Origin of the sequence: Persicobacter diffluens, from assembly GCF_036244895.1 — a bacterium.
GTDB classification, from domain to species: domain Bacteria; phylum Bacteroidota; class Bacteroidia; order Cytophagales; family Cyclobacteriaceae; genus Persicobacter; species Persicobacter diffluens.
This window is the reverse complement of sequence record NZ_BQKE01000003.1, coordinates 645,745-672,255: the sequence shown is the minus strand read 5'-3', so window position 1 is coordinate 672,255 and position 26,511 is coordinate 645,745. Positions and strand designations below refer to the sequence as shown.

General features: G+C 40.2%; 14 protein-coding genes and 1 pseudogene. 7 read left to right on the top strand and 8 right to left on the bottom strand.

Going from position 1 to position 26,511, the window contains the following annotated elements; translation table 11 throughout:
- Positions 1-61: 61 nt before the first annotated feature.
- Positions 62-7,615 carry a S8 family serine peptidase gene (locus AAA970_RS22000; RefSeq protein WP_338239029.1) on the top strand — a complete coding sequence of 2,518 codons (7,554 nt, stop codon included), beginning with the start codon at positions 62-64 and terminating at the stop codon, positions 7,613-7,615.
- Positions 7,616-8,204: 589 nt separating this feature from the next.
- Here AAA970_RS22000 and AAA970_RS21995 read toward each other — a convergent pair.
- Entirely contained in the window at positions 8,205-8,408 is a 204-nt protein-coding gene (locus AAA970_RS21995; RefSeq protein WP_338239028.1) for a YwbE family protein, read from the bottom strand.
- 481 nt (positions 8,409-8,889) lie between these two features.
- Here AAA970_RS21995 and AAA970_RS21990 point away from each other — a divergent pair, with 481 nt between their 5' ends.
- The 3 genes from AAA970_RS21990 (at position 8,890) to AAA970_RS21980 (ending at position 13,559) form a co-directional block, all read left to right on the top strand.
- Positions 8,890-11,163 (top strand): TonB-dependent receptor, encoded by a 2,274-nt coding sequence (locus AAA970_RS21990; protein ID WP_338239026.1) that lies wholly within the window; start codon positions 8,890-8,892, stop codon positions 11,161-11,163.
- 538 nt (positions 11,164-11,701) lie between these two features.
- A complete protein-coding gene (locus AAA970_RS21985) occupies positions 11,702-12,649 on the top strand; it encodes a hypothetical protein (RefSeq protein ID WP_338239025.1) in 948 nt (315 codons plus the stop codon).
- 331 nt (positions 12,650-12,980) lie between these two features.
- Positions 12,981-13,559 carry a PhnA domain-containing protein gene (locus tag AAA970_RS21980; protein WP_338239024.1) on the top strand — a complete coding sequence of 193 codons (579 nt, stop codon included), beginning with the start codon at positions 12,981-12,983 and terminating at the stop codon, positions 13,557-13,559.
- 240 nt (positions 13,560-13,799) lie between these two features.
- On the opposite strand, the gene AAA970_RS21975 is transcribed toward AAA970_RS21980, so the two are convergent.
- Positions 13,800-14,417, bottom strand: coding sequence for a class I SAM-dependent methyltransferase (locus AAA970_RS21975; RefSeq protein WP_338239023.1), 618 nt, complete (start codon positions 14,415-14,417; stop codon positions 13,800-13,802).
- 858 nt (positions 14,418-15,275) lie between these two features.
- Between AAA970_RS21975 and AAA970_RS21970 the strand changes: the two genes are divergently transcribed.
- Positions 15,276-16,403: a transposase gene (locus AAA970_RS21970; RefSeq protein WP_338236619.1), complete on the top strand. Its 1,128-nt coding sequence runs from the start codon at positions 15,276-15,278 to the stop codon at positions 16,401-16,403.
- Positions 16,404-16,443: 40 nt separating this feature from the next.
- Here the strand turns inward: AAA970_RS21970 and AAA970_RS21965 are convergent, their stop codons facing one another.
- The 4 genes from AAA970_RS21965 to AAA970_RS21950 form a co-directional block, all read right to left on the bottom strand.
- Positions 16,444-17,310: an alpha/beta hydrolase gene (locus tag AAA970_RS21965; RefSeq protein WP_338239022.1), complete on the bottom strand. Its 867-nt coding sequence runs from the start codon at positions 17,308-17,310 to the stop codon at positions 16,444-16,446.
- 1,402 nt (positions 17,311-18,712) lie between these two features.
- Complete coding sequence (locus AAA970_RS21960; protein ID WP_060689158.1) at positions 18,713-19,453, bottom strand: nitroreductase family protein; 741 nt, start codon at positions 19,451-19,453, stop codon at positions 18,713-18,715.
- An 83-nt stretch (positions 19,454-19,536) separates the two neighbouring features.
- Complete coding sequence (locus AAA970_RS21955) at positions 19,537-20,502, bottom strand: YpdA family putative bacillithiol disulfide reductase (protein ID WP_338239021.1); 966 nt, start codon at positions 20,500-20,502, stop codon at positions 19,537-19,539.
- 710 nt (positions 20,503-21,212) lie between these two features.
- Positions 21,213-21,644 carry a hypothetical protein gene (locus tag AAA970_RS21950; RefSeq protein WP_338239020.1) on the bottom strand — a complete coding sequence of 144 codons (432 nt, stop codon included), beginning with the start codon at positions 21,642-21,644 and terminating at the stop codon, positions 21,213-21,215.
- A 339-nt stretch (positions 21,645-21,983) separates the two neighbouring features.
- On the opposite strand from AAA970_RS21950, the pseudogene AAA970_RS21945 reads away from it, so the two are divergent.
- Positions 21,984-22,367 (top strand): annotated as a pseudogene (locus tag AAA970_RS21945) (transposase); the annotation flags it as partial.
- 306 nt (positions 22,368-22,673) lie between these two features.
- Here AAA970_RS21945 and AAA970_RS21940 read toward each other — a convergent pair.
- Together AAA970_RS21940 and AAA970_RS21935 are read right to left on the bottom strand one after the other, a co-directional pair.
- Entirely contained in the window at positions 22,674-23,588 is a 915-nt protein-coding gene (locus AAA970_RS21940) for a hypothetical protein (RefSeq protein WP_338239018.1), read from the bottom strand.
- Between the two features lie 199 nt (positions 23,589-23,787).
- Positions 23,788-24,315 carry a hypothetical protein gene (locus AAA970_RS21935; RefSeq protein WP_338239017.1) on the bottom strand — a complete coding sequence of 176 codons (528 nt, stop codon included), beginning with the start codon at positions 24,313-24,315 and terminating at the stop codon, positions 23,788-23,790.
- Between the two features lie 1,321 nt (positions 24,316-25,636).
- Between AAA970_RS21935 and AAA970_RS21930 the strand changes: the two genes are divergently transcribed.
- Entirely contained in the window at positions 25,637-26,233 is a 597-nt protein-coding gene (locus tag AAA970_RS21930; protein WP_338239016.1) for a helix-turn-helix domain-containing protein, read from the top strand.
- The last annotated feature ends 278 nt before the right edge of the window (positions 26,234-26,511 follow it).

Sequence of the window (26,511 nt, the reverse complement as noted above, 5' to 3'; positions counted from 1 at the left end):
AATTATTCCCGGGAATTTCTAACTGAATTGTAATTCGTTTTTTATAACTAACCTTTACTTTATGACGCATTCTTTAACGAAGAAAGTCGGTAGGTCTCTCCTGTTGACCTGTCTGATTTATGGTTGGATCTGGCAATGGGCCGCAGCCCAAACCACCGACTACGAGGCAAATCGATTAAGGGTGAAATTCACCGAGGCAGCCGTACAACAAATGGAAAACGCCCCTATGTCTTTTTCCACTGACGGCACAGTGTTAACCTCCATGCCGCAGGTTAATCATTTAAATCAACAATTTCTGGTAACGGATATGAAGCGGGTTTTCCCACATGCAGGAAAACATGAAGACCGCCACCGCAAACATGGCCTGCATTTATGGTACGAGATGGATGCAGGAACAGCCGTGAACCTGCAAGCTGTCAGTATAGCTTACCAGGAATTGGGAGATATCCAACTGGCAGAACCGGTTTACAAAAAGGTTTTACTGGATGAAGGAAAACCGGTATATCTAGAAGCAATGAAATCCGCTATGGCGGATAGTACAAACCTTCCGACTAATGACACCTACCTTCCCTATCAATGGCACTACGAAAATGATGGTAGCAGGCAAGGCGCCCTTGCTGGTGCAGACATCAATTTATTCAAAGCCTGGGAGGTGGAAACAGGGAAAAGTGAGGTCATCATTTCCATAGTGGATGGTGGTATAGATACCCAACACGAAGACCTGCTGGCTAATCTTTGGGTGAATGAACTGGAACTAAACGGCACCCCGGGAGTAGATGACGACAATAATGGTTATATCGATGATATTTACGGATATAATTTTGTGATGCGTACCGGAGAAGTTTCGGCCCATGACCACGGCACGCATGTAGCAGGAACGGTAGGAGCGGTGAATAATAATGGCATAGGCGTAGCTGGTGTGGCAGGTGGTAGTGGCCAGGGTGACGGCATCCGGCTGATGAGTGGTCAGGTATTCAGCAAGGAAGGCAGCGCGAGTAATTTTGCCGCAGCCATTGTTTACGGAGCAGATAACGGTGCGGTCATTTCCCAGAATTCCTGGGGGTATAGTTCCCCTAACTATTTTGACCAATCCGTTTTGGATGCCATCGATTATTTTATTGAGGAAGCGGGAATGTATCCTGGTAGCCCTATGCAGGGAGGTATCGTAATTTTCGCTGCGGGTAACTCTAACAGTGATGCTATCCGGTATCCGGGAGCCTACGAACCGGTATTAAGTGTGGGTTCCACCAATCCGGCTAATGAACGCGCGTGGTATTCCAATTTCGGCCCCTGGGTGGATGTGATGGCGCCGGGAGGAGAAACAGATTTTATGGAGGAAAATTGGGGAGGTGTGGTCAGCACCATGCCCAATAACACTTACGGTTACATGCAGGGAACTTCAATGGCCTGCCCGCATGTTTCGGGTATTGCAGGTCTAGTAGTTTCCGCCTACGGAGGACAAGGCTTTACCAATGAAGATTTAAAGAAAAGATTACTGAGCGCCTGTACATCCATTGATGAATATAATCCGGATTTCATCGGCGCCACAGGCCTCGGCCTGATGGATGCCTATGAGGCGGTACGAAAAGACGGTGGACTGGCTCCGGTAAAAATGGTGGATTTCAGCTTGGCAGAGATCGGGCAAAATCAGGCTCGGCTGAACTGGACTGTACCAGCAGATGAAGACGACGAAAAGCCAGCCGCCTACACCCTGTATTACAGTCTGGAAGCTTTTTCCGAAACGAGCAAGCAAACAGCCCGCCAGTTAGAAATTAAAAACGAATGGGCTGCCGGTGAATTGGTAAACAAGACGATCAGTGGTTTAATGGCGGATACATTGTACTACTTTGCCGGGGAAGCCACCGACCGTTGGGGAAACACCTCCCCCTTGTCTGCTGTAATCAGTGGCCGGACGACAGAAGGCGCCAAAATAGTACTCAACCCCTCCAGCCTGGACATTGAAGTGAACACGGAAGCCACTGACACTGAAAGCAGTACACTTTCCATTATAAATGAAGAGGCCGGAAATCTGAACTGGGAAATTTCCGCCAGAGCCACCTCCCATTATTACTCGTCTTCCGCTTTTCCCAATATCCCGGAGGCAGGCACGTCAACCTTTGATTACGGGAAGGTAACCATTATGGAAAAAGCAGCCGATAATGCTCCAGAGCGCCTGCTCGAAATCAGTAAAGCTCTCCCACATGCTACGGAAAACGGCACCATAGATTATGGTGATGGCCGGTATGCAGGCTTTTTCATTGGAGAATCGGATGTGGATCTGCCCCACTCTATGGCCACCAAATACATGATTACACAACCGGAAGGCTTTAACATTACCAATTTTCAGGTTTACCTGACCATTGACCCGGAATTCGGGCCGGTGGAAATTGAATTTTACCAGGGCGCGCAAATGAGCCGTGATAATTTAATTTATACGCACACCCATAAAGTCTATCAAAAATCCTCGGGATATCAACGTATCAGCTTGAACGAACAACTCTTCATTCCCTACGGAGAAACAGTTTGGGTGGCGGTGCATGTACCCGGAGGAAATGAGCGGCCTCTAGGCGTAATCCGTTCCCAGAATGAAAAATTTGCAGATTATACCCTGCTGAGTTTCGATGAAGGTAAAAAATGGGTGAAACTTGGGGACCTTTTCGGCTCAAACGCTTACGTCTGGGACATGTGGATAGAGCAAAAATCCCCACACTTTACCACCTACCTGCAATTTGATCCTGCTACCGGAACCACTGCCAGTAAAGACACCACAGAAATTGAATTCACGGCCAATGCTGCTGAATTAATCAACGGGACTTACCGTTCCAATATTGTTGTACACTCCAATGATGACCAATCCCTCAATACCCGCATTCCACTGAAAGTTACTGTAAAGGGGCAACAGCCGGAGATGTACACAGAAGAGTCCTATGATTTACCTAATGTTTTCGTTGGGGAAACGGGTACCATCCGTATTCCGGTTGAAAATCATGGTTTAGGTAATTTCTTAATTCAAGATATTATTTCCAGTCATCCTGCCATCACAGTGACGGATCGTCCCAGGTCCAGAATTTCAGCCCGATCGGTAGAGGAAATAGAATTGACCTTTGCACCAGAAACAGTCGGGAATGTCAATGCCACCATCAATCTGCAAGATAAAAATGGCAGCATGCATGCTTTTAGTGTCTTTGGGGTAGGAGTAGCGCCGGCAGAGATTTCAATTAATAATATTGAAAATGATTTGGGGCAAATATCCTTGGGCGAGCCGCTTTCTTCTGAGGTCATGCTGACCAATGTAGGAGAATATCCTTTAAGATATGCTTTCCCAAAATTCGTAGATAATCCGGAAGACTGGGTGAATAGTGCGGAGTTTTTACATCGTGCGGGCTATTCTTATAGCATCATTCAGGACCCTGAGGCCTATGAATTTGAGGATATTAGTACCACCGGTGAAGATGTCACGGACTATTTACAAGGTACAGGCTATAGAGGCATCTTCCATCAGGTAGATATTGGGTTTGGCTTCCCTTACTTCAATGAGTTCTATGAAAAGATTTATATTAGTAATCATGGTTTATTGTCTTTGGATGACAACTCCTCCTTCAATAAAACACCGATGGATTTCTTGGATACCTACAATCCTTCCGGGACAATAACCGCTTTAGGTTGGCGATATGATCTAGGGATAGGCGGGAAAGTTTATATGAAAAGAACCGCAGGTAAATTGGCGGTGCAATATTCAGATGTAATACGCTTTGGAGATACCACCAATGGCAAAACCACCTTCCAGATTATCCTGCATGATAACGGAAATATTGATTTCGTATATCAGGATTTCACCAATTACTCCAGCTACAATAGTGGGAGAGTATTCGTGGCGATTGAGAATTTCGATAAAACCGATGGATTGCTGATTCAGGATTTTAACAATAAAACCACCTTATTTGGTAAGGATCCATTTAAAATCGCCATCAAGAGTCCGGGTGTAGGATTAGTAAATCATGTAAGTACTGCACATGGTATTTTGCAACCAGGCGAATCGGTGAATGTAGAGGTCGGCATTACTTCTGAAGGCGTTGCCGAAGGATTGAGTTATGATGAAAGCCTGACCTTATTAACGAACGACCCTCAAAATACCATCAACTTCTTGCACTTTAAGTTCGATGTTGGCGGTGGTGGCGCTTATGGTTATGAAGTCAGCCATGAGGCTTTGGATTATGGCACCCTTTTCCGCAAAGCGAGCAGAAGAGAAATTGTGGCTTTGAAGAATACGGGGAATAAGCTTATCCATGTCAATGCCGCTACTTTTGAAGGGGATCGTTTCCATTTGACCAGGCCTTTTGAAGCGGTACAGATTGCGCCTCGCCAAATCACTTATTTTGAGATTGAGGCCGATACCGAGAGTCTTACTGATGGACTGGCACAAGACGCCCTGACGATTTCTTTGGGACAGGGAGAGGATATTGTTTTACCTCTTCAAGTGGAGGTAGTCGAAGGTCCTGCCATTGCGGTTAATCCTGGATCCTTCACCAAAACACTGACCGCCCAAGCACAGTCCACGGAGGAGCTGACCATTGAAAACAATGGCGGAGAGCCTTTGGAAATGTCCATCCACGGGCCCCTATGGGCGGAGGTGTCGGAAAAAGCGGCGATGGCCAACATTCCGGACTTTACCTACTCTTACCGTATTGGTGATGAAGAGGGAGGGCCTCAGTTTAAATGGGAGGATATGTCTGGAGCGGAATCTACGGATCTAGGTTTTATAGACTTTGAGTATTGGCACTCTATTGCCATGCCTTTCCCATTCGAATTCTATGGGGAACCACAGGATTCGCTACATTTCCATGTAGGTGGAGTTTTGACCTTTGATCATCAAAACAAGCACCAAACGCCTTTCCTCACCAACAAAGTATTGGGTACCGTGAAGGAAGAGGAGAATGTCGATAACCTGATCGCAGGGCTTTGGGCCGTGTATCAACCTGATTATTTCCTGCCACGACATAAGTCCGGATTGTTCCTAAAAACATTCGAGGATCGTATGGTGGCGGAGTATAGAAATTTTAATGGTCCGGGCTCTCCTGATCATAGTTTGCAAATCATTTTGTATAAAAATGGAAACATTAAAATGCAATACCGATTTGACGATTTCTATCACCTGACCAAGGCTGGAATTGTAGGGCTTGAAAATAAAGGATCTACATTGAGCACGCAGGTATATTATAATAGTACCGCCCTGCATGATAAGTCGGTGATCGAATACATCCCTACTTGGAAATATGAAATACCAGCTGGAGGAAGTAAAACTTTCTTGGTGGATTTCAATGCGAGCAGTTTGAAATCTTCTACGGTGGAAAGTAGCATTGTGATCAATAACAATACTGCTGATCAGCCTTATTTCACTGTTCCGCTTAACCTGACAGTGGAAGGAATGGCCGATTTGGCCTTCAACAAAGACGATTTGGAAATGGGCGAAATTTTGGCCTATGAGTCCTCTTTTGGTTTGGCCAAAGCCTATGAAGAGTTGATTACCATTACCAATTCAGGAGAGGCCGATGTAGAGATTTCTGGGATAACCCTCCAAAATGGCATGTCGGAATTAGTGATGGAATACTATAAACTAGTGGATCCATGGTGGGGTACTTGGGACTGGGTAAGTGTTGATCAGATGGAGTATCCTTTGAAGCTGGAACCGGGAGAAAATTTCGAATTTCGTCTGACGATTACTCCGGAAGTACGAGATTATCTGATGGAAGACGCTATCTTGATTTCCGGAACGGTAGAAAAATCGATTCCTTTCTCAGCGCATGCGGTGATGAAGCCTAATGCTGCAGTGGACTTCGAAGATTTACATCTGATGGCCAAAACCAAGGCGGAAACTTTCAGCTATGCCTTCAATATTTCCAATGCCGAAGGGATGTCTGCTTTGAATTATGATATTGAGATCAATTATGAAAGGGAGGCCGTCAGTACTGATGCTTTGCGCATGAATGTGAGCGAGGGTATGCCTGCGGCGATGGCAGCAGAAAAAGTGGAAGAACTTCAAGTACTTAGTGCTGCCCACATGAGGGAGAATACCTATAACAGAACGATGGAAATTGTGGAGGGTGCTAGCTGGGAAGATAATTTTGGATATGGTCCTGGCTATATTTTTACCTCAGCCACCAGATTCAATGCCGGGCAGGAAGGATTCAAACTTTCCCATTTTAGAACCTGGATGAATATGAAAGGCCTGACTTCCGCTTCTATCAATTATGAGATCCGGGTAGGTACGGAAGCCCTTTTTGGAACGACTGTGGTCGCTAAGGGTTCCTACCAATATGAGAATGAAGATATGCCGGAAAACGGACAGTTGGTGGATATCCCATTGGAAGAACCACTGGCCCTCTACCCCAATGAGGTTTTCTATATCATCATTGAGTATCCTTTTGGCATGTGGTTTCCACAGGGAACTTTCGTGACGGAAAGCCCGATCACCAATACCTTCTTTATGGGCTACAATGGAACCTATAATGATTTTACCGAGTATAATGGGAGCAAAGGATTTATGGTAATGGCTTTGGAAGAGGCATATGAGGACAATGCCTGGCTGAAAATATTGACACCAGCTAGCGGACAGGTAGTCGCAGATGATGCCCTGGAGGTAGCGTTGGAGCTGTATGCAGCGAATGCCCAATATGTCAATAATAATGCACGTATTACGGTGCGGACCAATGATCCGGAGAATATGACGCATCGGATGAATCTGCAAATGGCAATCAATCAGGCAGCGAAACTTCAACTGCGTAAAGATCAATTCTTGAAAGTCCATGAGATGGATACCCTGATGTTGTATTTCGATCTTTTTGATGAGGAGGATAGTGTGACTGTTCAGCTGAAAGAGGATTATCAATATGCGGAAGTAGCCATTTCAGAGGAAGATGAAACCGAGGTGGTATTGTCTTTTACCCCAGATTATGATGGTGCAGGCGTTCATGCTTTGGAAATTTATGCGGAAGATAAGCACGGCGTAGGCAGTGCGTATATGCTCGAGATTGAGGCCTTAAATGTCAATCGTGCACCGGTGGCTTTGGGGAATGAATATACGCTGGAAACTCGCATGAAGCAGCTAAATACGCTTCCTGTTTCGGAACTATTTGAAGATCCTGATGGTGATGAAATGACCTTTTCCGTGAGCCCTTCCCCGGAAATGAATGAGTTAGCCACCATTATGCTTTCTGCTAATTTGCAACAAATGCATATTGAAGTTAAAAAACCGGGAAATGCGGAAATAATGATTACTGCCAGGGATAGTCATGGAGATGAAACGGCCCAGTCATTCACCTTAAACTTTGATGTCCTCACCGGAATTAATAGCGGATTGGAGACGATCTTTAAAGCTTATCCGAATCCGGTAAGTCAAAAAGTTCGTTTCGAGTTTTTAAGCGAACAAAGCCAGATGGCTGCCCTTAAGATTTACAATCCGAATGGGCAAATTATCTACCAGCTTTCAGAAACAGCCATTTCTACTGGAAAACAAGATATTGATGTTGATTTAAGTCATCAGTCACCAGGTATTTATATCTACCAAATTTTACTAAAGGACGGTAACCGATATCAGGGAAAATTGATAAAAGAATAAATTAATCTTTAACAAATTAAAAATGCCGGCACGATGTCCGGCATTTTTTTTTAATTCTTCAACGATAGATTTAGAGTTACACCCTAAGCCAAATTATTCACCACTTGATTAAGTAACTTATCTTAAACGACCTATTTCAACCCTGATAAGCTTGTGTTCGCTCATTTATTAATATCCCAAATTTAGGCAAGCTAGCGATCTCCTCCTTCATTTGCTTCCTTGGGAAAAAAAAGGAACTATTCTTTCATTTTTCCTGCCTTACAGATTAAAGAGGATTTATGCAGAAACACTCGGGGCTAAGGAAATTGAAGATCAGGCTGTTGCGATTGCATTTACTGATGCTTCAATTACCCAAATACGGCAAAGCTTACCTTCTCCTCATACATTTGTTTCCCGCGCAAAAGCTTAAACGGTTAAAAACTCCTCCCTCCCATTCCCGCCTATTCGTTAAATAAGATTTCAAGTCTGCATAATTCCGTTTAAGTGTTTCTTAAGATTCCAACACCCCATCCTACTTCAATTCGACATAGGAAAGAACCTTTCTGCACACTATGAAAATGATTATGGTGATGAATGTCACTACCGGATTTTAATAATCATCCTCTAAAATTTCCTGAACTCTACCCACTTCACCCGTCTCCAGCATCACTTTAATGCCATGAGGATGCTGCGGGGATTTGGTTAAAAATCTTTTGATCACTCCTTCTGTTCTTTCCCCACTTCGCTGATTATGCTTTTCAACGATCGCCACATACATACCGATGGCCAAGTCTTTACGATTTTTTCCGTTCATTATTTTTGATTTTTAAATTCCCAGATTGAATTAAGTCTGAATCCGTTACACAGATCATTTTTTAATCCGGTATTTTTGAGACCTTTTCAGGACAAAAGTATTGATCTTCTAAAATATTTTTCAGCAGTTCCTGAAATTTTACGCCCATCGATGGCTTTTATTACAAAATTTCGAGGCAATTCCCTCCCCTTGAACGCCCTGCATTTTAACCGTGAGTTTCTATCCTTAAAAACCGCCTACTTTCCCATCCAAAATGAAATGTAAATAAACCGATTCATCGAATATAGAAATGTTAAAAAATACCTTCCATCTGAGGTAAACTCTTTATCAAACGGTCGTGAAATGACTTTTGTCATTTCGACCCATGACATTGTAACTATTTTGAGATTATTTGGACTATATTCCAATTTTTACCTAACTTTAATTAGAATAATTAAAAATAAAAACTAGGTTTGCATCATTACACCACTATTAAAAAGTAATGAGAAGTACTTTTGCATTTATATTTTTTATACTCTCCATTTCGGTATTCGCTCAAAAAAAAGCATGCCTTCATGGCATCATTTTAGACGATAAAAATCAACCTATTGTCGGGGCCACTATTCTGCAATCCGGGACCCAAAATGCCACCGCAACAGACCAAAAAGGTGAATTTGATTTACATTACATGGTGAATGCACCACATCAGGTCAGGGTATCTGCCATTGGCTACAAAACCCTTGAAAAAGAATTTGATACTCACCAACACCCCAAAGCCTGTCAGGAGTTTCAACTGACAGAAGATATCCTGGGCTTGGATCAAGTGGTAATCACTGCCACTAGAAATGAAATGAGCCGTAAAGAAGCGCCAGTGGTAGTCCAAATCACCGACAGCAGAACGCTGGAATCCGTTCAAGCCGTCTCATTAGTAGAGGGTTTGGCTTTTCAGCCAGGTCTAATGGTAGAAAATAACTGCCAGAATTGTGGTTTTACCGGAGTACGAATGAATGGTTTGGAAACCGCTTATACTCAAATTGTCATCGATGGAAGACCCATTTTTAGTGCTTTAAATGCAGTATATGGCCTGGAACAAATCCCTACTAATATGATTGAACGGGTGGAAGTAGTGCGGGGAGGAGGTTCTGCTCTCTACGGCGGAAATGCTATTGCGGGGACGATCAATGTCATTACCAAAAAACCCATGAGCAATGACGCAGAAGTGAGTACCAATCAGGCCATCAATGATGATGGCGCTAAAGATCAAAGTTATAGCTTTGGGGCCAACTTAATTAATAAAAATTATACCTCAGGCTTATCTTTTCAGGGGTTTCACCGGGAGCGAGAAAGCTGGGATGCAGATGGAGATGGCTTTACAGAAATTGGGGAACTGAATGCCACCGCCCTTCACCTCAAAGGATTTTATCAAGCATCTGACTACAGTAAAATCACCCTCAATGCTGGCTATACTTATGAAGACAGAAGAGGAGGAAATAAATTGGATCAACAAGCTCACGAAGCAGATATTACCGAGATGACCACCCATCACATCAAAAGTGCAGGCATCAACTTTGAGCAATTCACCAAAAATAGAAATCACAAATTTTCCGCCTATTATTCCCTACAACAGACCGACCGGGATTCTTATTATGGTGCAGGGCAAGACCCAAACGCTTATGGGTATACTGAGGGTTTCACGGGCGTAGGAGGTTTGCAATATGTGGGAAGTTTTGAACAATTTCTGGGAGGATCCGCCATATACACTTCGGGGGTAGAAGGCCAACAAGAAAGGCTGGAAGACAGAATGCCGGGCTACGACCGCCATATCGATCAGGAAATTCAACAAATTGGTTGGTATAATCAACTGGACTGGAAAGTAACGGATAAATTTAAGGTGAATGCCGGTTTACGTCTGGACGGCCATAGTGAAGTGAAAAACGCCATCATTAATCCCCGTTTAAGTTTTTTATATGAGGTGAATGAAAATCTCCAGGCGCGTATTGGCTATGCAAGAGGATTTCGCGGCCCTCAGGTTTTTGATGAAGATTTACACATTACCGCCGTGGGTGGAGACATGCAGCTCACCTACAATGCCGATAACCTGGAGGCAGAGACCTCCGATAGTTTTACGGCCTCCTTAGATTATAATTATAATTGGGGAGCGCATCAGTTAGGCCTCACTATCGATGCATTCTATACCGAGCATAATAATGCTTTCATCGTAGAAGCCAACGGGCATGATGAAAATGGGCACCAACTTTTTGAAAGAAGAAATGGTTCTGGAGCCACTATTAAGGGTATTTCTTTAGCTCCAAAATATGCTTATGGTTCAGAAGTATTGTTACAAGCCGGAATAACGTACCAACAATCATTTTACCATCAGGCAGTACAATGGGCAGAGGAAGAAAGCCTGCCGGGAGAAAAGCAATTTTTAAAAACGCCCAACCTTTACGGTTTTTATACCCTCTCTTATATGCCCAATGAAAAATTCACCCTCAACCTTTCCGGCAATTACACCGGGAAAATGTTGGTAGGACATTATGCCGGTTATATTGAGCAGGATCAGCTGGAAGAAGTGGAGGACTTTTTTACACAAAACATTAAATTATCCTATATATTCGAATTCAACAGCAGCAGGCTGACCCTGGAGGGTGGTGTCCAGAATATTTTTAACCAATTTCAAAATGATTTTGACCAGGGAGAAGACCGCGACGCTGGTTATGTCTACGGCCCACTAAAACCACGGACCTATTTTATTGGCTTGAGGTTTAATCTTTAACCCCAATATCCCATGCCTAGCGCGTGTTTAAAAGCCTCAATTCGCAGTGAAAATTTGAAGCAAAACAGAAGCGACAGCCGATTATTTAGAGAGAATAGCATCGCAATTATTGATAAATTATCCGAATCGCTTCCAATAATCCGAATTTGCAGCCGGATAGTACGCTTTTAAACAGGCCCTAATTCCCAGTTTAAATTCAATACATAAAAATTTGCAGCCTGATGGTGCGCTTTTCAACAGGCGCTAAAACCCAGTTTTGAATACCATTCAAGTTTCCCCTCGCAAAATCACCTGTTCATTCAAAATATTCAATGGCCTGATTAAAATAGTGGTCTGAAATAGAATATTACTACGCTATTGATTTGAAAATCATTAACTTAAACCCGATTCCTCAGCCTTTCTTAAGTAGATCTTAATCTTAGGCATTATTTTGGATAGTAAAATGTTAAGGGAGAAGTTGACGATGCCGGATGGCTTGTCATTTATCATTGAAGTATTCTTTTTATTAGGGATCTGTTAGAATTTTTAACCGGGAGATATGAAGTATTTAACCATTTTGATATGCCTCGCCATATCGGTAGCCATGACTGCCTGTGTAGAGCAAGAAATAGAACTTGTTTCTCCCCAAGTGCAGATCGAAAGTATTCATATTCCGGACTGGGTTTTAGATGTTGAAAATATCCGTCAACAAGCAACTCAATATGAGCTCAATGTTTTTGAGCATTTTCAACTAATTGGAACTTCCTCCATTATAAAGGATCAACAGCCATACCAAACTTTTACCGCGGTTTCTAATAATGAAATAGTGGTCATCATTTTTAATAAAAATAATCATAAACTTATTGCCATTGACAATACACACATTCCTCTTCAAACGGATTTTAATTATGAAGCGCAAAGTCAGAATTCGGAAAAAGTGGATGCGGTATGCATTGAAATTAGCGATATCGCAAAAGGAGCGATACAATTGACCTTTCGAGGGGCAAATTTTAAAAATCGCCACAATCTGTATATCAAAAATAAAATGGGCCAATTTCAGCTCATAGAAACGGATTTCAATTCTTTTTTAAAACCTTCTTTTCAAATGAAACCCTGGTTTAAGGAGTCTTATATTGTGATCGGAAATGAACAGACCCGGGTCTATGACCAGTGGGGAAACGTGCTGGCCAAAACACAGGAGGATCACTTTACCTGGGCGATAATTCAGGGGCGTTTACATACCCATTATGAGCCCATAAGCTTTAATAAGTATGTGCTGATCGGCAATGATTTAGATATTACCATTGAAAATCTTAAAACCGGAAAGACAGAAAAAATCATTCAGGTGAAAGATGAATTTAAAGGCGTGAAAATTCAAAAAACTCAACTTGAAAAAAAGACCAATCAGGTCGATATCTCCTATTTTGGAGTGGATCAGAAAGGGCTGCAATTTACTGCTACAATAGTTTTGAATCCATACAATAATCAGTACCGATTAGAATTATAATGAAAGTCGGGTAGTGAGAAAAAAGCCAACTTATACCAGTTAGGCCTTTAAAGAAATCAGCGATATAGCTCCTAATACCGCTATTTTCAGGATTTTAGATCCGTCACCGGAATATTGCGGTGAAAAATACTTGATAAAGACGCCCCTAATTTAAAGAGAATCAGAGCCGAGCAGTTACCTCCTCAAATTCTTACAAATTTCCGAGCCCAAAGAAGCATTAATCTAATCTACCATCTTTTTATTATGTAAGAAAATTCTATTTTTGCAATCAATAAGCGGGATTGTTCGGACTTTTGTCCAATTTAGTCTCGGGAATAAAAGATGATAAAAGATGAGTGTTGAAAAAGAATTAAAGGCCAGAAGTGAAGCCAAATGTGAATTATGTGGTAATCCACATGATCTAAATGTATTCCCGGTAGGACCGGACTCCGATGGAAGTGCAAACCAAAGCATTTATGCCTGTAATACCTGTGCCGAACAATTAAATGATCATAGTAAGATCGATCCTAACCACTGGAGATGTTTGAATGACAGTATGTGGAGCCCGACTCCTGCTGTTCAGGTGGTGGCCTACCGAATGCTACATTTGCTAAAAAATGAGGGTTGGCCTCAGGATTTAATCGACATGATGTACCTGGAGGAAGAAACCCGCGAATGGGCGGAGAAAGAAATGGAAATTGAAGATCCGGATGCAATAAAACATATTGATTCCAATGGTTCCGTTTTAGCTTCTGGAGATACCGTAGTTTTAATCAAAGACCTGAATGTAAAAGGCAGTAGTTTTGTGGCAAAAAGAGGAACGGCTGTTAGAAATATTTCTTTGGTTTGGGATAATGCAGAGCAAATTGAAGGGCGGGTGAATGGTCAGCAAATTGTTATTCTAACCAAATTTGTCAAGAAGCAAGGCTAAGGCAACACCGCTTTTTATGATATCGCCTCGATAAAATTTGAAATAAAATGGCCGATCTTTCAGAGCGTGTTTAAAAGCCAAAATTCGCAGCGTAAATTTGATTTATGCAGAAGCGATAAAGGATTATCTTGATAGTAAAGCCGTGCTATTGTTGAGATATTCTCCAAAATCACTTCCAATAATTCGAATTTGCAGCCGGATGGTGCGCTTTTGAACACGCTCCTATTAATCGGCCATTTTTCATTGCTTTTCAAAAAGCCCAAAAAGAAAATTTTGAAAAGTATCAAATGGTGTGGGATGATCGGTCCGCTGAAAACCTTTCACCATAAAATTACCTGGCACTAATGTTTCCATCTCCTGCTCTGTATACCGACTTACGGGAATACCACTACATTTTTCCGGTCCCTTGTCCGAAAAAGTTCCTAAAGAGAAATAGCCCCCGACCTTGATCAACGACTCCGCCAATGCCATATATTTCATTTTTTGTGATGCCTTTCCTAAAAAATGAAAGGTGGCCCGATCATGCCAAAAATCCACCGCAGGAATTTCTCCTAAATCCAACACATCAGATACGATCCAATTCACCTGAGCCGCCTGCCCCGCAAGCCGCTTCTTCGCCCGCTCGATGGCATTACTGGAAATATCTAAAACAGAGATATTGGTATAACCCATTTTCAAAAGGTGATCCACCAAAAAACTATCTCCTCCACCAATGTCTAATATGTGGGCCTCTTTATCCGTCACATATTTTTCAATCAATCGAAGGGACAAATGCGGTGTTTCCTGAAACCAACTCATTTGAGGAAGTGGTTTATCTGCATAAACTTTTTCCCAATGATCTTGAAAACGTTCGTCCATAAGTATCTAAATTTATTAATCACTAAATTAAACCCATAATAAATCGAAAATTTAATTATTTCAAGCTTCTCTTCCTTATTTAAGCTGTTCTTAAAAGTAAAAATTCATAATGAAAAATATAAATGCTGAAGTAATTCTGGACAGCCTTTTACAAAAAAGGAATGAAAATGGAAGAGCATAAAATATGGTAAACTCCTATGCGGTGAAGGAGCATGAAGTCAAATCAATAACGCTTATATCCTCGTGTAGACGCAAGGTGGGAAAAATGAAGGGATTTTGCTTAGCTGAGTTTTTACCAAATAGGGAGATGAATGAGGAGAAAACAGTCCCACCCCCATTTTGAGCGATTCCTCCACCAGCAATCACAACCGTATTAATCTGAACCCAAACCATCCAGCTAAATTCCGAATTATGGGAAGAGATTTTTGATTATTTCTCAAGCTAACGATACTATTCACTCAAAATAAGCGGACAGCGCTTTTGCTATTCTCAAAATTTTCGCTACTAATTTCAGCTTTTGTAAAACGCTCATAACAAGTAACAAAGAATACAAATGAATGGTATGTGAAAGAAATTAGCCATATCCATCATGGGAGCATATGTACGCAATTTCGGATTATCCTGAACGTATAGCATATCAAAGACGGAAAAAATAGCCGAAATAACCTCCCATCTTTTGTGTTTCTTTTATGTGATATGTTTTAGAGGAAATAATTCAAAATCGCTCCCGATATTTCAAATTTTCGCTGCGAATTTTGGCTTTTAAACACCCTATACATACAGCTAGACATTTTTGCCTAAAAACGTAAAAAGCGAATCAACAATAGTAACTTTGGGTTCCAACGCCAACAAAGATCTATGTTCAATTCGCTTCACAGCAAACTTACGCAAGAATTTCCAAAATGGGGTAAAGCTTGCTGGAAAAATGTACTCGCCCTAAGTTTAGGCATCATCCGAAAAGGAACCGTATGTCTTAATAAAGTGAAAGATTCCATCGGTAGCATTTTAGATAATCAGCGTACTTCCGCCTCTGGCCATTACAAACGCTTAACCCGCATATTTACGGAATATTCTGACACCAATTTATGGAGTGATCTATTGCAATTATCCGCCATGCATATGCACAAAGGTGGGGATTTTTTGATGGTCGATGGCACCAGCTGGACGCAAGGGGATCGTACTTTTCATTTCATGACCTTGGCCATTTTGTATAATGGAGTAGCGGTGCCGATCTATTTCATGAATCTGGAAAAGAAGGGCATCAGTAATCAGGAAGAAAGAATTCAGTTGCTTGAAGAGGCGTCAAAGTTATTCAATCTTGAAGGTAAAATTCTCTTGGCTGATCGTGAATATGCAGGACAGAAATTCATCAAATACCTTGAAGATAACGGCTTTAAATATGTGCTTCGGGTAAAAGAATGCAACTTTAAGACTCAGTGGAATGAAAAATCTATGACGAAAGCGCAAATGATTTCAAAAGTCACCAATAGTAAGGTGAAAGGTAAAACGATGTCCGCTAAAATGAAGTTTGAAGCTGGAGACAATTGCCGGATGGTCATCAAGAAAAGTGAAGATGCGGAAAAGGAACCTGTGATTTTCCTTTTGACAAACCTGTCTAAAAACGCATATAAAGTGGCTGAGGACTATCGGAAGCGATGGCAAATTGAGACATGTTTCAGACATTTGAAGACCAATGGTTTTGACCTTGAAAAAATGAATGTTCAGGGAGCAGATAGATGCCGGTTAATGATGGCTATTGTCGTTTTTGCATATTCGGTATCCATAGCTCATGGGTTAAAAAAGTACAAAAATGTTCGTCTGAAAACTTATGCCAATGGTAAAAGGTACAGATCCATTTCCGTTTTTCGAAAAGGAGTCGAATGCATCGCAGAAGCTGGTTACAGAATAGAAAATTGGGGCGAGTATATCCTGAATCACTTCTTGAGTCATGATCGGAAAATTTGCCCCAAATCAATAAATGTCTAGTTGTATGCACCCTATAAAAAAATAGGGGTTGATATTCCCCCTAAATAATTTCCTGTTCCATTAACCAAATCCGCACAAATGTAGTCCAATCTTCACCAAAATCATTCTCCTGCATTCCAAAACCATGTCCCCCACTTTGCATCTCGAAATATTCCACATCCACTCCTTGATTTTCGCAGGCCTCCATATACAAATCTGAGTTTTTGGAAATCACCGCCTTATCATCCTGCGCATGCACCAGAAAAGTTTTCGGAGTTCTTTCACTCACCCGCTTTTCCGCTGAATATTGCTTCAATAATTTTTTAGTCGGATTAGCGCCTAATAAATGCCATCGACTCCCCTTATGCGTAATGGCATCTTCCATAGAGATGACCGGGTAAACCAAAATAGAAAAATCCGGTGCAGGCTGCCCTGCTTCCAAAGGGGAAGAAAGACAGGCGGATAAATGTCCTCCAGCGGAAAAACCTATAACCCCTATTTTCTCCGTATTCAAGCCCAAATTTGAGCCCTGCTCCTTTAACCATTTCAAAGCAAACTGCCCATCCTCTACCGGAGCCAGCTGCGGATGGTCAAAAGGAGCAACCGGTAATCGGTATTCTAAAACAAAAGCCGAAAGCCCTAAACTGTTACACCATTTGGCGACTTGCCGTCCTTCTTTTTCAATAGCAAGCTTACCATAACCTCCACCGGGACAAATCAATACCGCCGGCAAATTAACACCCCCGGCCGGATAATACCAAAGACGTGCCTGCCCCACTTCATGTAACAAATCTGGTGGATTCATGATGGCCATTAAACCAGGGGAAGCCACCTCTACCTGTTGCTCTAAAGCAGAAATATTGTAAACTTTCGGGCCCTGGCAGGCCATCAAGGTCAAAAAAGAAAAAAAATAAAGCAATTTTCGCATGGGATTTCAATTCAGATAGCTAAAGTCAGATTAATCAGTACCTTAACAATTTCGCCATTAGATAAAAAAATGTAAGGATTAAATAGTAGTATTAATTGAAGCAAATTACTTCAGGAATTCGCTATAAAAAAAATAAATAGTCCAATAAAAACATAAAAAGGACTTAAATCACTCACAATACAAAAGGCATTGCTATCTTGCGATTAGATTAAGTACAAACATGCTAAAAACATCGAAAAAAGAACTCATCATTTTATTCCTGATAAGCTGCCCTATTTCCGCTTTGTGGACTATTTCCTTTTATCATCAAAAACCTATTTTTAGCCAATTTTTAATTTTCAGCGGACTAACGATATTAATCATGGCTATTGTCAGTCCCTTTAAGACCATTATAGACATTCTCAAATAAAATCAATCCTCTAATCTTAGAGGATTTTGTTTTTTCACTCAAATAAAATCCACGGAGCGAAAACCAGAACAGGTCTGTAAATAGAGCATAAAAAATGGTGTTAAGCATACAACCATTGTTTTTATAAAAAGCCCATATTATTTCATTTCATATTTTTTGAGGTGGATCCTTTTGAATTAGACCGGATTACTCATGCTTCAATCCTCTTTTAGCTGCTAGGCGGGAAAATGAAGGAATAGTTTCCTATTTTAAGTTTTTTCCAAAGAAGCAGATAAATAAGGAGAAAGCAAGCTTACCCAAATTTGGGCTATAAAAAAACTGTAGACAAGAATGTACTGATTTGATAATAGGTCAGTTAAAGGAAATTACTAAATCTAGCGCTGAATAATTCGGCTTAGGCAGCCTGCGAGCATTTAAGCCCGAGCAGATCTTCGGCACCCAAGCCTTTAATTTAATGCTGATATTAAATAATAGACGCAGGACGCCCTGTTCCTGAAGCGTTTGTTTTCAAAAGTAACAGAGATGATGCCGAATTTTAATTAATCATTTCCATTCGATAAAAACCGAAACAAAAAAATCAGGGACAGAATCGCTTTCTGTTCGCTATTTAAGCTGAATTTTCATGCTTAAATCTTCGTATAGCGGCAGGTAGGAAAATATAGGGATTTTCTCTATATCAGTTTCTTTCTATGGAGCAGATGAATAAGGAGAAAACAGACACACTCCAATTTGGACAATAAATAAATGGGCAAACACCACCTTATTGAACTGAAAATTAACCACCTAAACCCACCTGTAAATTTAGTAGTAAATATTCAGGCTTATTCTGTCCCCAAATAGCATCAAGGCAATATGGAATGATGAATGAAGTTATTTGTGCCCGGACAATCTTCTGTAAACTACCTCCTGACTATCACCCAAATGGTCAGGACCGAAATTACCTGGCGAGGGTGAAATTATGGCACAAAAAAAAGAGGCCTCAGCCTCTTTTAATTATACTTTTCGAACTACCTCTTCATAAGGTAGTCGGTGTCTTTTCCCCCAAATACCTTCAGGTTTTCCTTTTCCACAGGCAATGACCATCGTAACCTCATCGGATCCTTTCAGTTTCAATAATTTCTTCAACCTTTTACTATCAAAACCGCCTAATGGGCAGGTATCATATCCCTGTGCTTTCATCGCATACATAAAAGTCATGCTGGCCAAGGAATTCGAACCGTGAATGGTGGCATAGGTATCGCTCTTTCCCATTTCCCGAACCATAGGTTTGAAAAGTCCTACCGCAGCGCCCATCAATTTCCTCAGCCCTCCAATAATACCGAAATAGTCATTCCGATAAACCATCGGCATTAGTTTGCCATAATAATCCTTTACTTTTTGGAAAGCTTCAGAATCCTCTCCATACTCGGCTTTCAATTGATTAAAATTAAAAGCGGCCCGTTCTTTATATACATTGGCACGACCGACCACCACCACAAATTCAGAGGCGGTCTTTGCAGCAGATTGATTTAAACAGATCGGAGCCATGGCCGCGCGCATTTCATCCGACCGCACCCTTACAAATTCCCACATTTGCATATTGGAACTATTTGGAGAACGCAAAGCGGCTTTCAACGCATTTTCCACAATCTCCTCCGACATTTGATGATCGGTATCAAAAACACGAACAGATCTCCGCGCCTCAATAATTGTTTCAAAATCTGCCAAAGAAGCTACTGCTGCTATATCATTCATAATATTAGGTTTTATTTAATGCAAAGGTACATAAATATATCGCAAGCGATATGATTGAGGCGGTTTTTTGCTATCAATAAACTCTATATCGAAATTGAGTTCCGTTCCACGATTTGATTGACCACCAATTCCCCATGAATAATAGAATTTTCAATAAACCAGGTATTCGTTTTCATACCACCGCAAACTACTCCGGCGAGAAACAATCCAGCAACATTAGTCTCATTGGTACTAGGATTATAAATTGGAAAGCCCTCTTCGACCTGAACACCCAATTTTTTTAGAAATTTGAAATCAGGCTGATAGCCCGTCATGGCTAAAACGAAATCATTCTCAAGATGCCGTATGCTCCCATTTTCGTCTCTTAGGACAACTTCCTTTTCCTTCACCTCCATAAGCTCGGCATTAAAAAAAGCCTTAACACTGCCCTCCTTAATGCGATTTTCAATATCCGGCTTTACCCAATATTTTACCCGATCACTAATTTCATTTTCTTTGATAATGAGCGTCACCTCCGCCCCTTTACGATAGGTTTGTAAGGCAGCATCTATGGCAGAATTAGCAGCACCAATCACAGCCACCTTGGAAAAAGCGTACAAATGAGGATCATCATAATAATGTTTCACCTTGGGTAAATCCTCCCCCGGAATGTGCATTAAATTAGGAATATCAAAGAAGCCGGTGGCCACTACTATGTTCCGGCTAATGTAAACACTTTTCGAGGTCCTGATATGAAAATTGTTATCTTGTTTTTCACTGCCCAGCACCTGTTCAAATAGATGAATATCCAATTCCCAAAGCGTTTGTACCCTCCGATAATATTCTAAAGCCTCCGCTCTGGTGGGGCGGGGGTTATGAGAAACAAAAGGCACCCCCCCAATCTCCAGTTTCTCTGAAGTAGAAAAAAAAGTCATATGCTGAGGATAGTGGAAAAGCGAATTCACCAGACAACCCTTTTCTATAATCTTATATTTCAGTCCCGCTTTTTTTGCGGCAATACCGGTAGCAAGGCCTATAGGTCCTGCCCCAATGATGATTAAGTCGAACATAGTTAGATTTTAGTATTCAATAACGCTTTGTAGAGGTATAACGCAAGTATAAGGAAAACCTCAGGCTTCCGCACCCAATCAGCCCTATTTGAATCATTGCTTTTATAAATAACCCAATAGTCCAGTGCCGGTATCGGCAAAAAATTCCTTCTTTAATCCATAGGCATTATGTTAAATGCCCGATCATTACGACCACTTCAGGTGGTGGCAATCCAAAATAACCAATAACCGAATACCTCCCCTTTCTGTATTGCCTGATATACTAATTCACCCGCAAAAATTAGATCATTTGATTATTTCCCCAAGCTTCTTATGTTAACCCGGATTATTCACGCTTCCATCCTTGTTTAGCTGTAAGGCGGAAAAAATGAAGGAATAGTTTCCTATTTCGAGTTTTTTCCAACGAAACAGATGAATGAGGAGAAAGCAAGCTTACCCAAATTTGGGCTATTATAAATCAAAGAAAATAAATTTTAATGATTTGAATTTAAGTAACTTACGCATTGTTGCGTGAATTTAGCGGTGAATAATTCGGGTTAAGGCTCAACATAAGTGAGCTTGCCTTCCCTGCTAAAGCGGTTTCCTTGATCCAACTCAAAAAAACGAATCGTTTATGATCCAACCTGCTTTTTAAATTAGGAAACCTTCATAAAACTTACCGCAAAACACATAGTACCAGCTGGGGGACTCCATGCGCTCAGGGGTGTAGTTCAAGCGGGAATATTCGCTGGGTCTTGCAGACCTCTCGTATTCCTATTAATTAGCAAATGTTTTATTCCTTGATTGAAAATGATTGGTTCTATGAAGACAACAATCGGAAGATATTCTAAGAATGATTTTGCACCCCCATTTTGAATACCAATTAGGTAAGCAATCCCTATTATCACCCAAATGATAGAAGGCAGGTCAAAAGCAATTCTCGCCTTATTTCTTCTTAGAAGGACAAAAATTGCAGAATTGATTATCATGTTCAAAAGCCCAAATACAATGGCTGTAAAAACGGATAATACAATTCCTGATTTTCCAAGTTCTGACCAAGTTTGAGAATAAGGCAAAGATCTTAAAGTCTCAAATACCACAAAAGCAAGTATGGTTATCAGCCCTGTTTGTATAAAATAATATGCTTTTATTTTTAACTTCATTAATATTTGCTTACGGTAAATTGTATGGTGTTATAGCGGATTACGTGAGATTCTCTTGCATATAACCTCTAACGTTCGGGCGAGTGACAATGTTAAAATCTGCACAGAACCTGCTATGCACTATACAAAAATGATGAACTAAATCCCTTCGGGATAGCCCGTCACTAAAGATAGTCATCATACCGATTTTTATAAATTAATCCTTTCACATTTTTCACCTAAACAAAAAAAGATGAGAAAAAAGAAAGGATTAACCAGCGTAGAGCAGGCCATCATTGCTGTTCCGAAATGTGCAAATGTATGTAAGAAAAAGGCGACTCATGACAGTGCTACCCAGCCAAAGTGAAATCCTCTTTCATTACTAAATACTATCGGACAGGTGGTCAAAAAAAGACCATTACGATCACTGAGGTTGAATTCCTGAAAAGATTTTGTCAGCATATCCTGCCAAAGAGTTTTGTCAAAATCAGGTATTATGGAATTTATAACCCGATCACCAATCGCAATTTAAAACTGCAATTTCAGCCAGAGCAACATCCAGTCGAAAAGAAAATTCAGCAGCGCAATGAAACTGCAACGGAAGTGATCCATCGCATCGCAGGTAAAGATTTCAAAAAGTGTCCTCACTGCGAGCATGGTTAAATGATTATAGTTCGGGAGCTTCAAAGAATTCGTTCTCCGGCCATTGCTATCAGCACCTTGTTCTACAGGGCCTTGCAATAATTTTATATACCACGAAAAAAGCCGCATATTCATGTGGCCTGGAACCGAACACACCAAACCACAGAGATTCAGCTGAAAATCGGAAAATCATCATGGAAATCACCTTTTAGGAAGCCAATATTTGATGATCTTTGGCTTCAAATTTTTGTAAAAAAGGCTGAGGGATAAAGAAATCCTGGAGAAACTTACCGCAAAACACATAGCATCAGCTCGAGGGTTCCTTGCGCTCAGGGGTGTAGTTCAACCAGGAATATTCGCTGGGTCTTGCAGACCGATCGTATTCCTATTTATTATGAGAAGTTTTTTTTATTCAATTTGAGATTTTAAAGTATTTACTTTTTTAATCGCATTGTGTATATTCAGAGAATAGTCATGAATTAGCTGATATGTTTGTCTCTCATTCGTCAATACTTTAGCAAGTCGTATTTTATTAATTTGCTGTTTGGGGTCAAAAAAGTCTGAAACACTTTGGTAAAAATTTATGCTGTTTGAAGCAATTACATTATAATCATTACGAATAAGTTGTAATTCAGCATATATATCTTGAAATTTAGTAATGTCAACAATGTCAATCTTTTTATAGCTTTCCAAATTTGAAACCCATATTGTTTTATTGATGACATATCTTGAATTATCAAGGTCTGCTAAAGAATTCAAGGTCAAAAGTGTTTGATTAATCGTTGCTCTTATTGTTTTCCCAGCTTCATCAAGCCTATCCATTTGAAGCTTATTCTCGTGTAGTTTGTTTTCAATTATAAAATTGAAAGAATTATTTGCTAAATCTATTGTGTTTACGGTCGAATCAAGGTCTAAATTTATATCGGGAAACATTAAAACCATTAATTCAATTCCTTCAGTTCGAATAACACTTGATAATTGAATATTTATATTTAAGAAATTCTCAGTGTTTAATTTTAATTCATTAAGTGTTTTGAGGTTTTCATTTAGCTCTGAATTCAATTGATTTATAATCACAGCTTGTCTTTTTTTTGACATCTCTGAATATTTTAAACCAAACCCAAGTCCCATTAAGACTATGCCAAAAATAAAACCATATAATAAAATAAGTTTTAGAAAAGAAAATCCATCCTTCTTAGTCAAAGTTGGTATTATGCCCTTCTTAATTATAAATCTTAAAAGGAGAAAGACAACAAAAATGAAAAAACCTATTAATACTATAGGGTCTTCAAGATATGGAGCAATTTTTTCAAAGTTTATCATAATAATCCATTTTATGTGTTATTCATTTTGCAGCTAGGTACGATTTTAAAATTTTGCATAACGGCCTGCGGTATGAAATGTTGCGCATTTCGAAGCACAAACTTATCAGCCTGCTAAGTCGTTGATTAAATGTTAATTCGTTCAATTTTAGCACTATCCGCGCAATGTTTTATGACCGCTTGTTAGCCCCTGGCCTTTTTTACAAATCTCTATATAATTCATCAAACAGTTTATTCTCAATTCCATTTACAAAATCTTTTGCAGTAAAATTTCTTAAAATCAATTCTTTTAAATCTTTTCTGTTAAGCCTCATAAATATGTTTCTTTGCTTATCACCTTCAATTTCCACAAAGATTGACAACACAAATGAGTTAATATCAATTCTAATCGTGGCTATACTTTTATATAGTTCAAAAGCATATTTTTCAACTGCATCTCTAGTTTGAAACACATCAGAATCTTTTATTCGAATGTTTATTACAAAAAAAGCTTCTGAATAATCTCCAATTCTCAAATTATTAGTTAGTTCTCCATCAAGAAATGGCTTTGGTGCTATGGGATTCAGCTCATTGTATCCATTCTTAATCAATGCTATTTTTAATGTTTCTAATTCTCTCTTATAATCAATGTCAATTTCAGGCTTATTATTAGTGTCATTCTCGGACTCAACAATGTTCTCAAGTTCTTGAATTGAGAAACCATAAAATTCTGGAATGATGCTTATCAAATAATAGATGCTATAAATAAAAAGAGACGCGGTGCTAAGAAATGCGGATTTTTCGGTCAACCAAAAGCACCCAGTATCTAGTTTTGCTATCCATATTGGATATATGACAATAATGAAAATAGCAGTCAACAGAATCACATTTTGAATTAATCCATTATTCCTTATATATCTTAAATATTTTCTTAATCTGCCTTTATACGGATTGTACCTTTTCGAAAAAAGAGTCTTTATATAACCTTTATGGCTATACAAATCAAGGATGCTTTTTATAAAAACCAGTGAAAATATAATGTGAATAATCAGAAGCAATTTTGAATAATTTGAAAAATATTTCTGTGTGATTGAAATATAAATCATATATCCGAATCCATAAAACAAGAGTTTACTCAAGTTCGAATAATGCTTTAAAAACATATTTCGATTGTATTTAAACGAAGTAAATCCATTTTGTAGAATGAATGTACTTGCGGCAATCAACAATCCTAGTAAAGTCGCCACTAATCCTAGAAGAGTAGAAAAATATTCGCTATAATCTATGTTTATCTCAATGTTCATCATTGTCGTTGCGTCTTTGGCTTGGGGCTAACGATTGTATAAACTCAACTCCCATTGCGTATATCCCCCTTATTTACACAACCGTATTTGTATAAGGTATTTATTTACCAATATAATCATATTGACCGGCAAACTCACGAAATTTTGATTTTTTTAAGAATCACAATGTTTCAACTCCCCCCCTGCCTAGGGATTCAAAAGTGTGATAACTATTGTAAATAATCAAGCGCTCTGAATCTACTAAAAAAAGAAACCTACCCACTAGCAGTGAAGATAGGCTACTATTGACTACCCCATTACATCCAAGAAAGAAAATTAGGCTTTACTAGGAGTCGCTAATTCCAAAAAATCCAGCCTCCATAATGAAATTGTACTTTTCGCACTTTGAGCAAGGAATTATCCTGCAAGAGATTGATTCATTTGTTCACCCTACAACAAAACACAATTGCGTATATCCGCAGTATACGCCAACAAATTACAAATTTCACCCCCTGTCCCTAATGAGCCTAGGCCTAACCATCCAAGCTGAAGGTCAGCTCATCCAAAATTCACCATCAAATAGCGTCCATAGCGTTTTCACATCCATTTTAACCAATAGACCAGAATACCTATTAGAAGTGATTTATTCAAATATTATGCTAGCTCATCCTCAACCATATAGTACTGATAAATAAGCGAATTGCTACTCCTTTGAAATAATTCAAAAATTTAAAAAAACTCACGACTCCCACCCGAAACAATCTCCACCCCTGCAAGCTATTCCTATATGGCACTAAACAAGGGGCACAGAAATATCATCGAAAGACTGCTGAAGGCAGGAGCGAGCAAGAGTGAAATTGCACGAGCTTTGGGCGTGCACCGCAGTACGGTAACGCGGGAATTACAGCGGAATTCTAATCCGGGAGGCGGTTATGATGCGCAGGTGGCGCAAAGACTGGCTCGGGTGCGGAAGATTCTGGCAGTGCCTGGCACTAAAAATCCTATCCCGCTACGCCACCTGCGCGGAAAAACCTTAAAGCAGCAATTATACCATCGCCCCACTCCCTACCACCATTGGTTCACGTATTATCGGGTGATCGAATGGCCCTCTTACTTTTTAAAAAGCTATTTGCGGGTGCGAAGCGAATTTCCGGATGCCCATTGTGGGCTCTTTAATCGAAAAGTCACCAGGGGCAAATATTTCAAACCCCTGACCTTACTCACCTATTACCGCCCCCTCTTTGAATGGTATTGGGCCTTCCTGGATAAGGTGGCAGCCAATATGCAATTTGACCGACTGATGTCGGATATCCTCGCAGGTAAAATGCTGACGGCCGTACATTCCCTTGATACCAAACGGACTTCACTTGCTCTCGCAGGATAGCTATGTCCAAAATGGGCTAATCCCGCTTTTTTCCTGAAAATCTGGACGAATTTCTGCAAAAACTGACGCCTTCTACCACTTTTCAAGCTGGTCCATATTTATTCCTCATTCCCTCACTTTTTTGTGCCCGACAAAAGGGTCCATATTCGCTTTTTCCCATTTGTTGCGAATGCTCACGTGAAGGATTTTTTTTCAAAAAAAATGAATCGCACCCTTTACTTGTGCAAGAAGCATTGATTGCTGATGGACCTGTCTGTTGCTCAAAATGGGAATGGATA

Excerpts from the sequence above, each read along its gene's own strand:
- AAA970_RS22000 (WP_338239029.1), top strand. The coding sequence starts at position 62 with ATGACGCATTCTTTAACGAAGAAAGTCGGTAGGTCTCTCCTGTTGACC.
- AAA970_RS21995 (WP_338239028.1), bottom strand. The coding sequence starts at position 8,408 with ATGAACGGAAAAAATCGTAAAGACTTGGCCATCGGTATGTATGTGGCG.
- AAA970_RS21990 (WP_338239026.1), top strand. The coding sequence starts at position 8,890 with ATGAGAAGTACTTTTGCATTTATATTTTTTATACTCTCCATTTCGGTA.
- AAA970_RS21985 (WP_338239025.1), top strand. The coding sequence starts at position 11,702 with ATGAAGTATTTAACCATTTTGATATGCCTCGCCATATCGGTAGCCATG.
- AAA970_RS21980 (WP_338239024.1), top strand. The coding sequence starts at position 12,981 with ATGAGTGTTGAAAAAGAATTAAAGGCCAGAAGTGAAGCCAAATGTGAA.
- AAA970_RS21975 (WP_338239023.1), bottom strand. The coding sequence starts at position 14,417 with ATGGACGAACGTTTTCAAGATCATTGGGAAAAAGTTTATGCAGATAAA.
- AAA970_RS21970 (WP_338236619.1), top strand. The coding sequence starts at position 15,276 with ATGTTCAATTCGCTTCACAGCAAACTTACGCAAGAATTTCCAAAATGG.
- AAA970_RS21965 (WP_338239022.1), bottom strand. The coding sequence starts at position 17,310 with ATGCGAAAATTGCTTTATTTTTTTTCTTTTTTGACCTTGATGGCCTGC.
- AAA970_RS21960 (WP_060689158.1), bottom strand. The coding sequence starts at position 19,453 with ATGAATGATATAGCAGCAGTAGCTTCTTTGGCAGATTTTGAAACAATT.
- AAA970_RS21955 (WP_338239021.1), bottom strand. The coding sequence starts at position 20,502 with ATGTTCGACTTAATCATCATTGGGGCAGGACCTATAGGCCTTGCTACC.
- AAA970_RS21950 (WP_338239020.1), bottom strand. The coding sequence starts at position 21,644 with ATGAAGTTAAAAATAAAAGCATATTATTTTATACAAACAGGGCTGATA.
- AAA970_RS21940 (WP_338239018.1), bottom strand. The coding sequence starts at position 23,588 with ATGATAAACTTTGAAAAAATTGCTCCATATCTTGAAGACCCTATAGTA.
- AAA970_RS21930 (WP_338239016.1), top strand. The coding sequence starts at position 25,637 with ATGGCACTAAACAAGGGGCACAGAAATATCATCGAAAGACTGCTGAAG.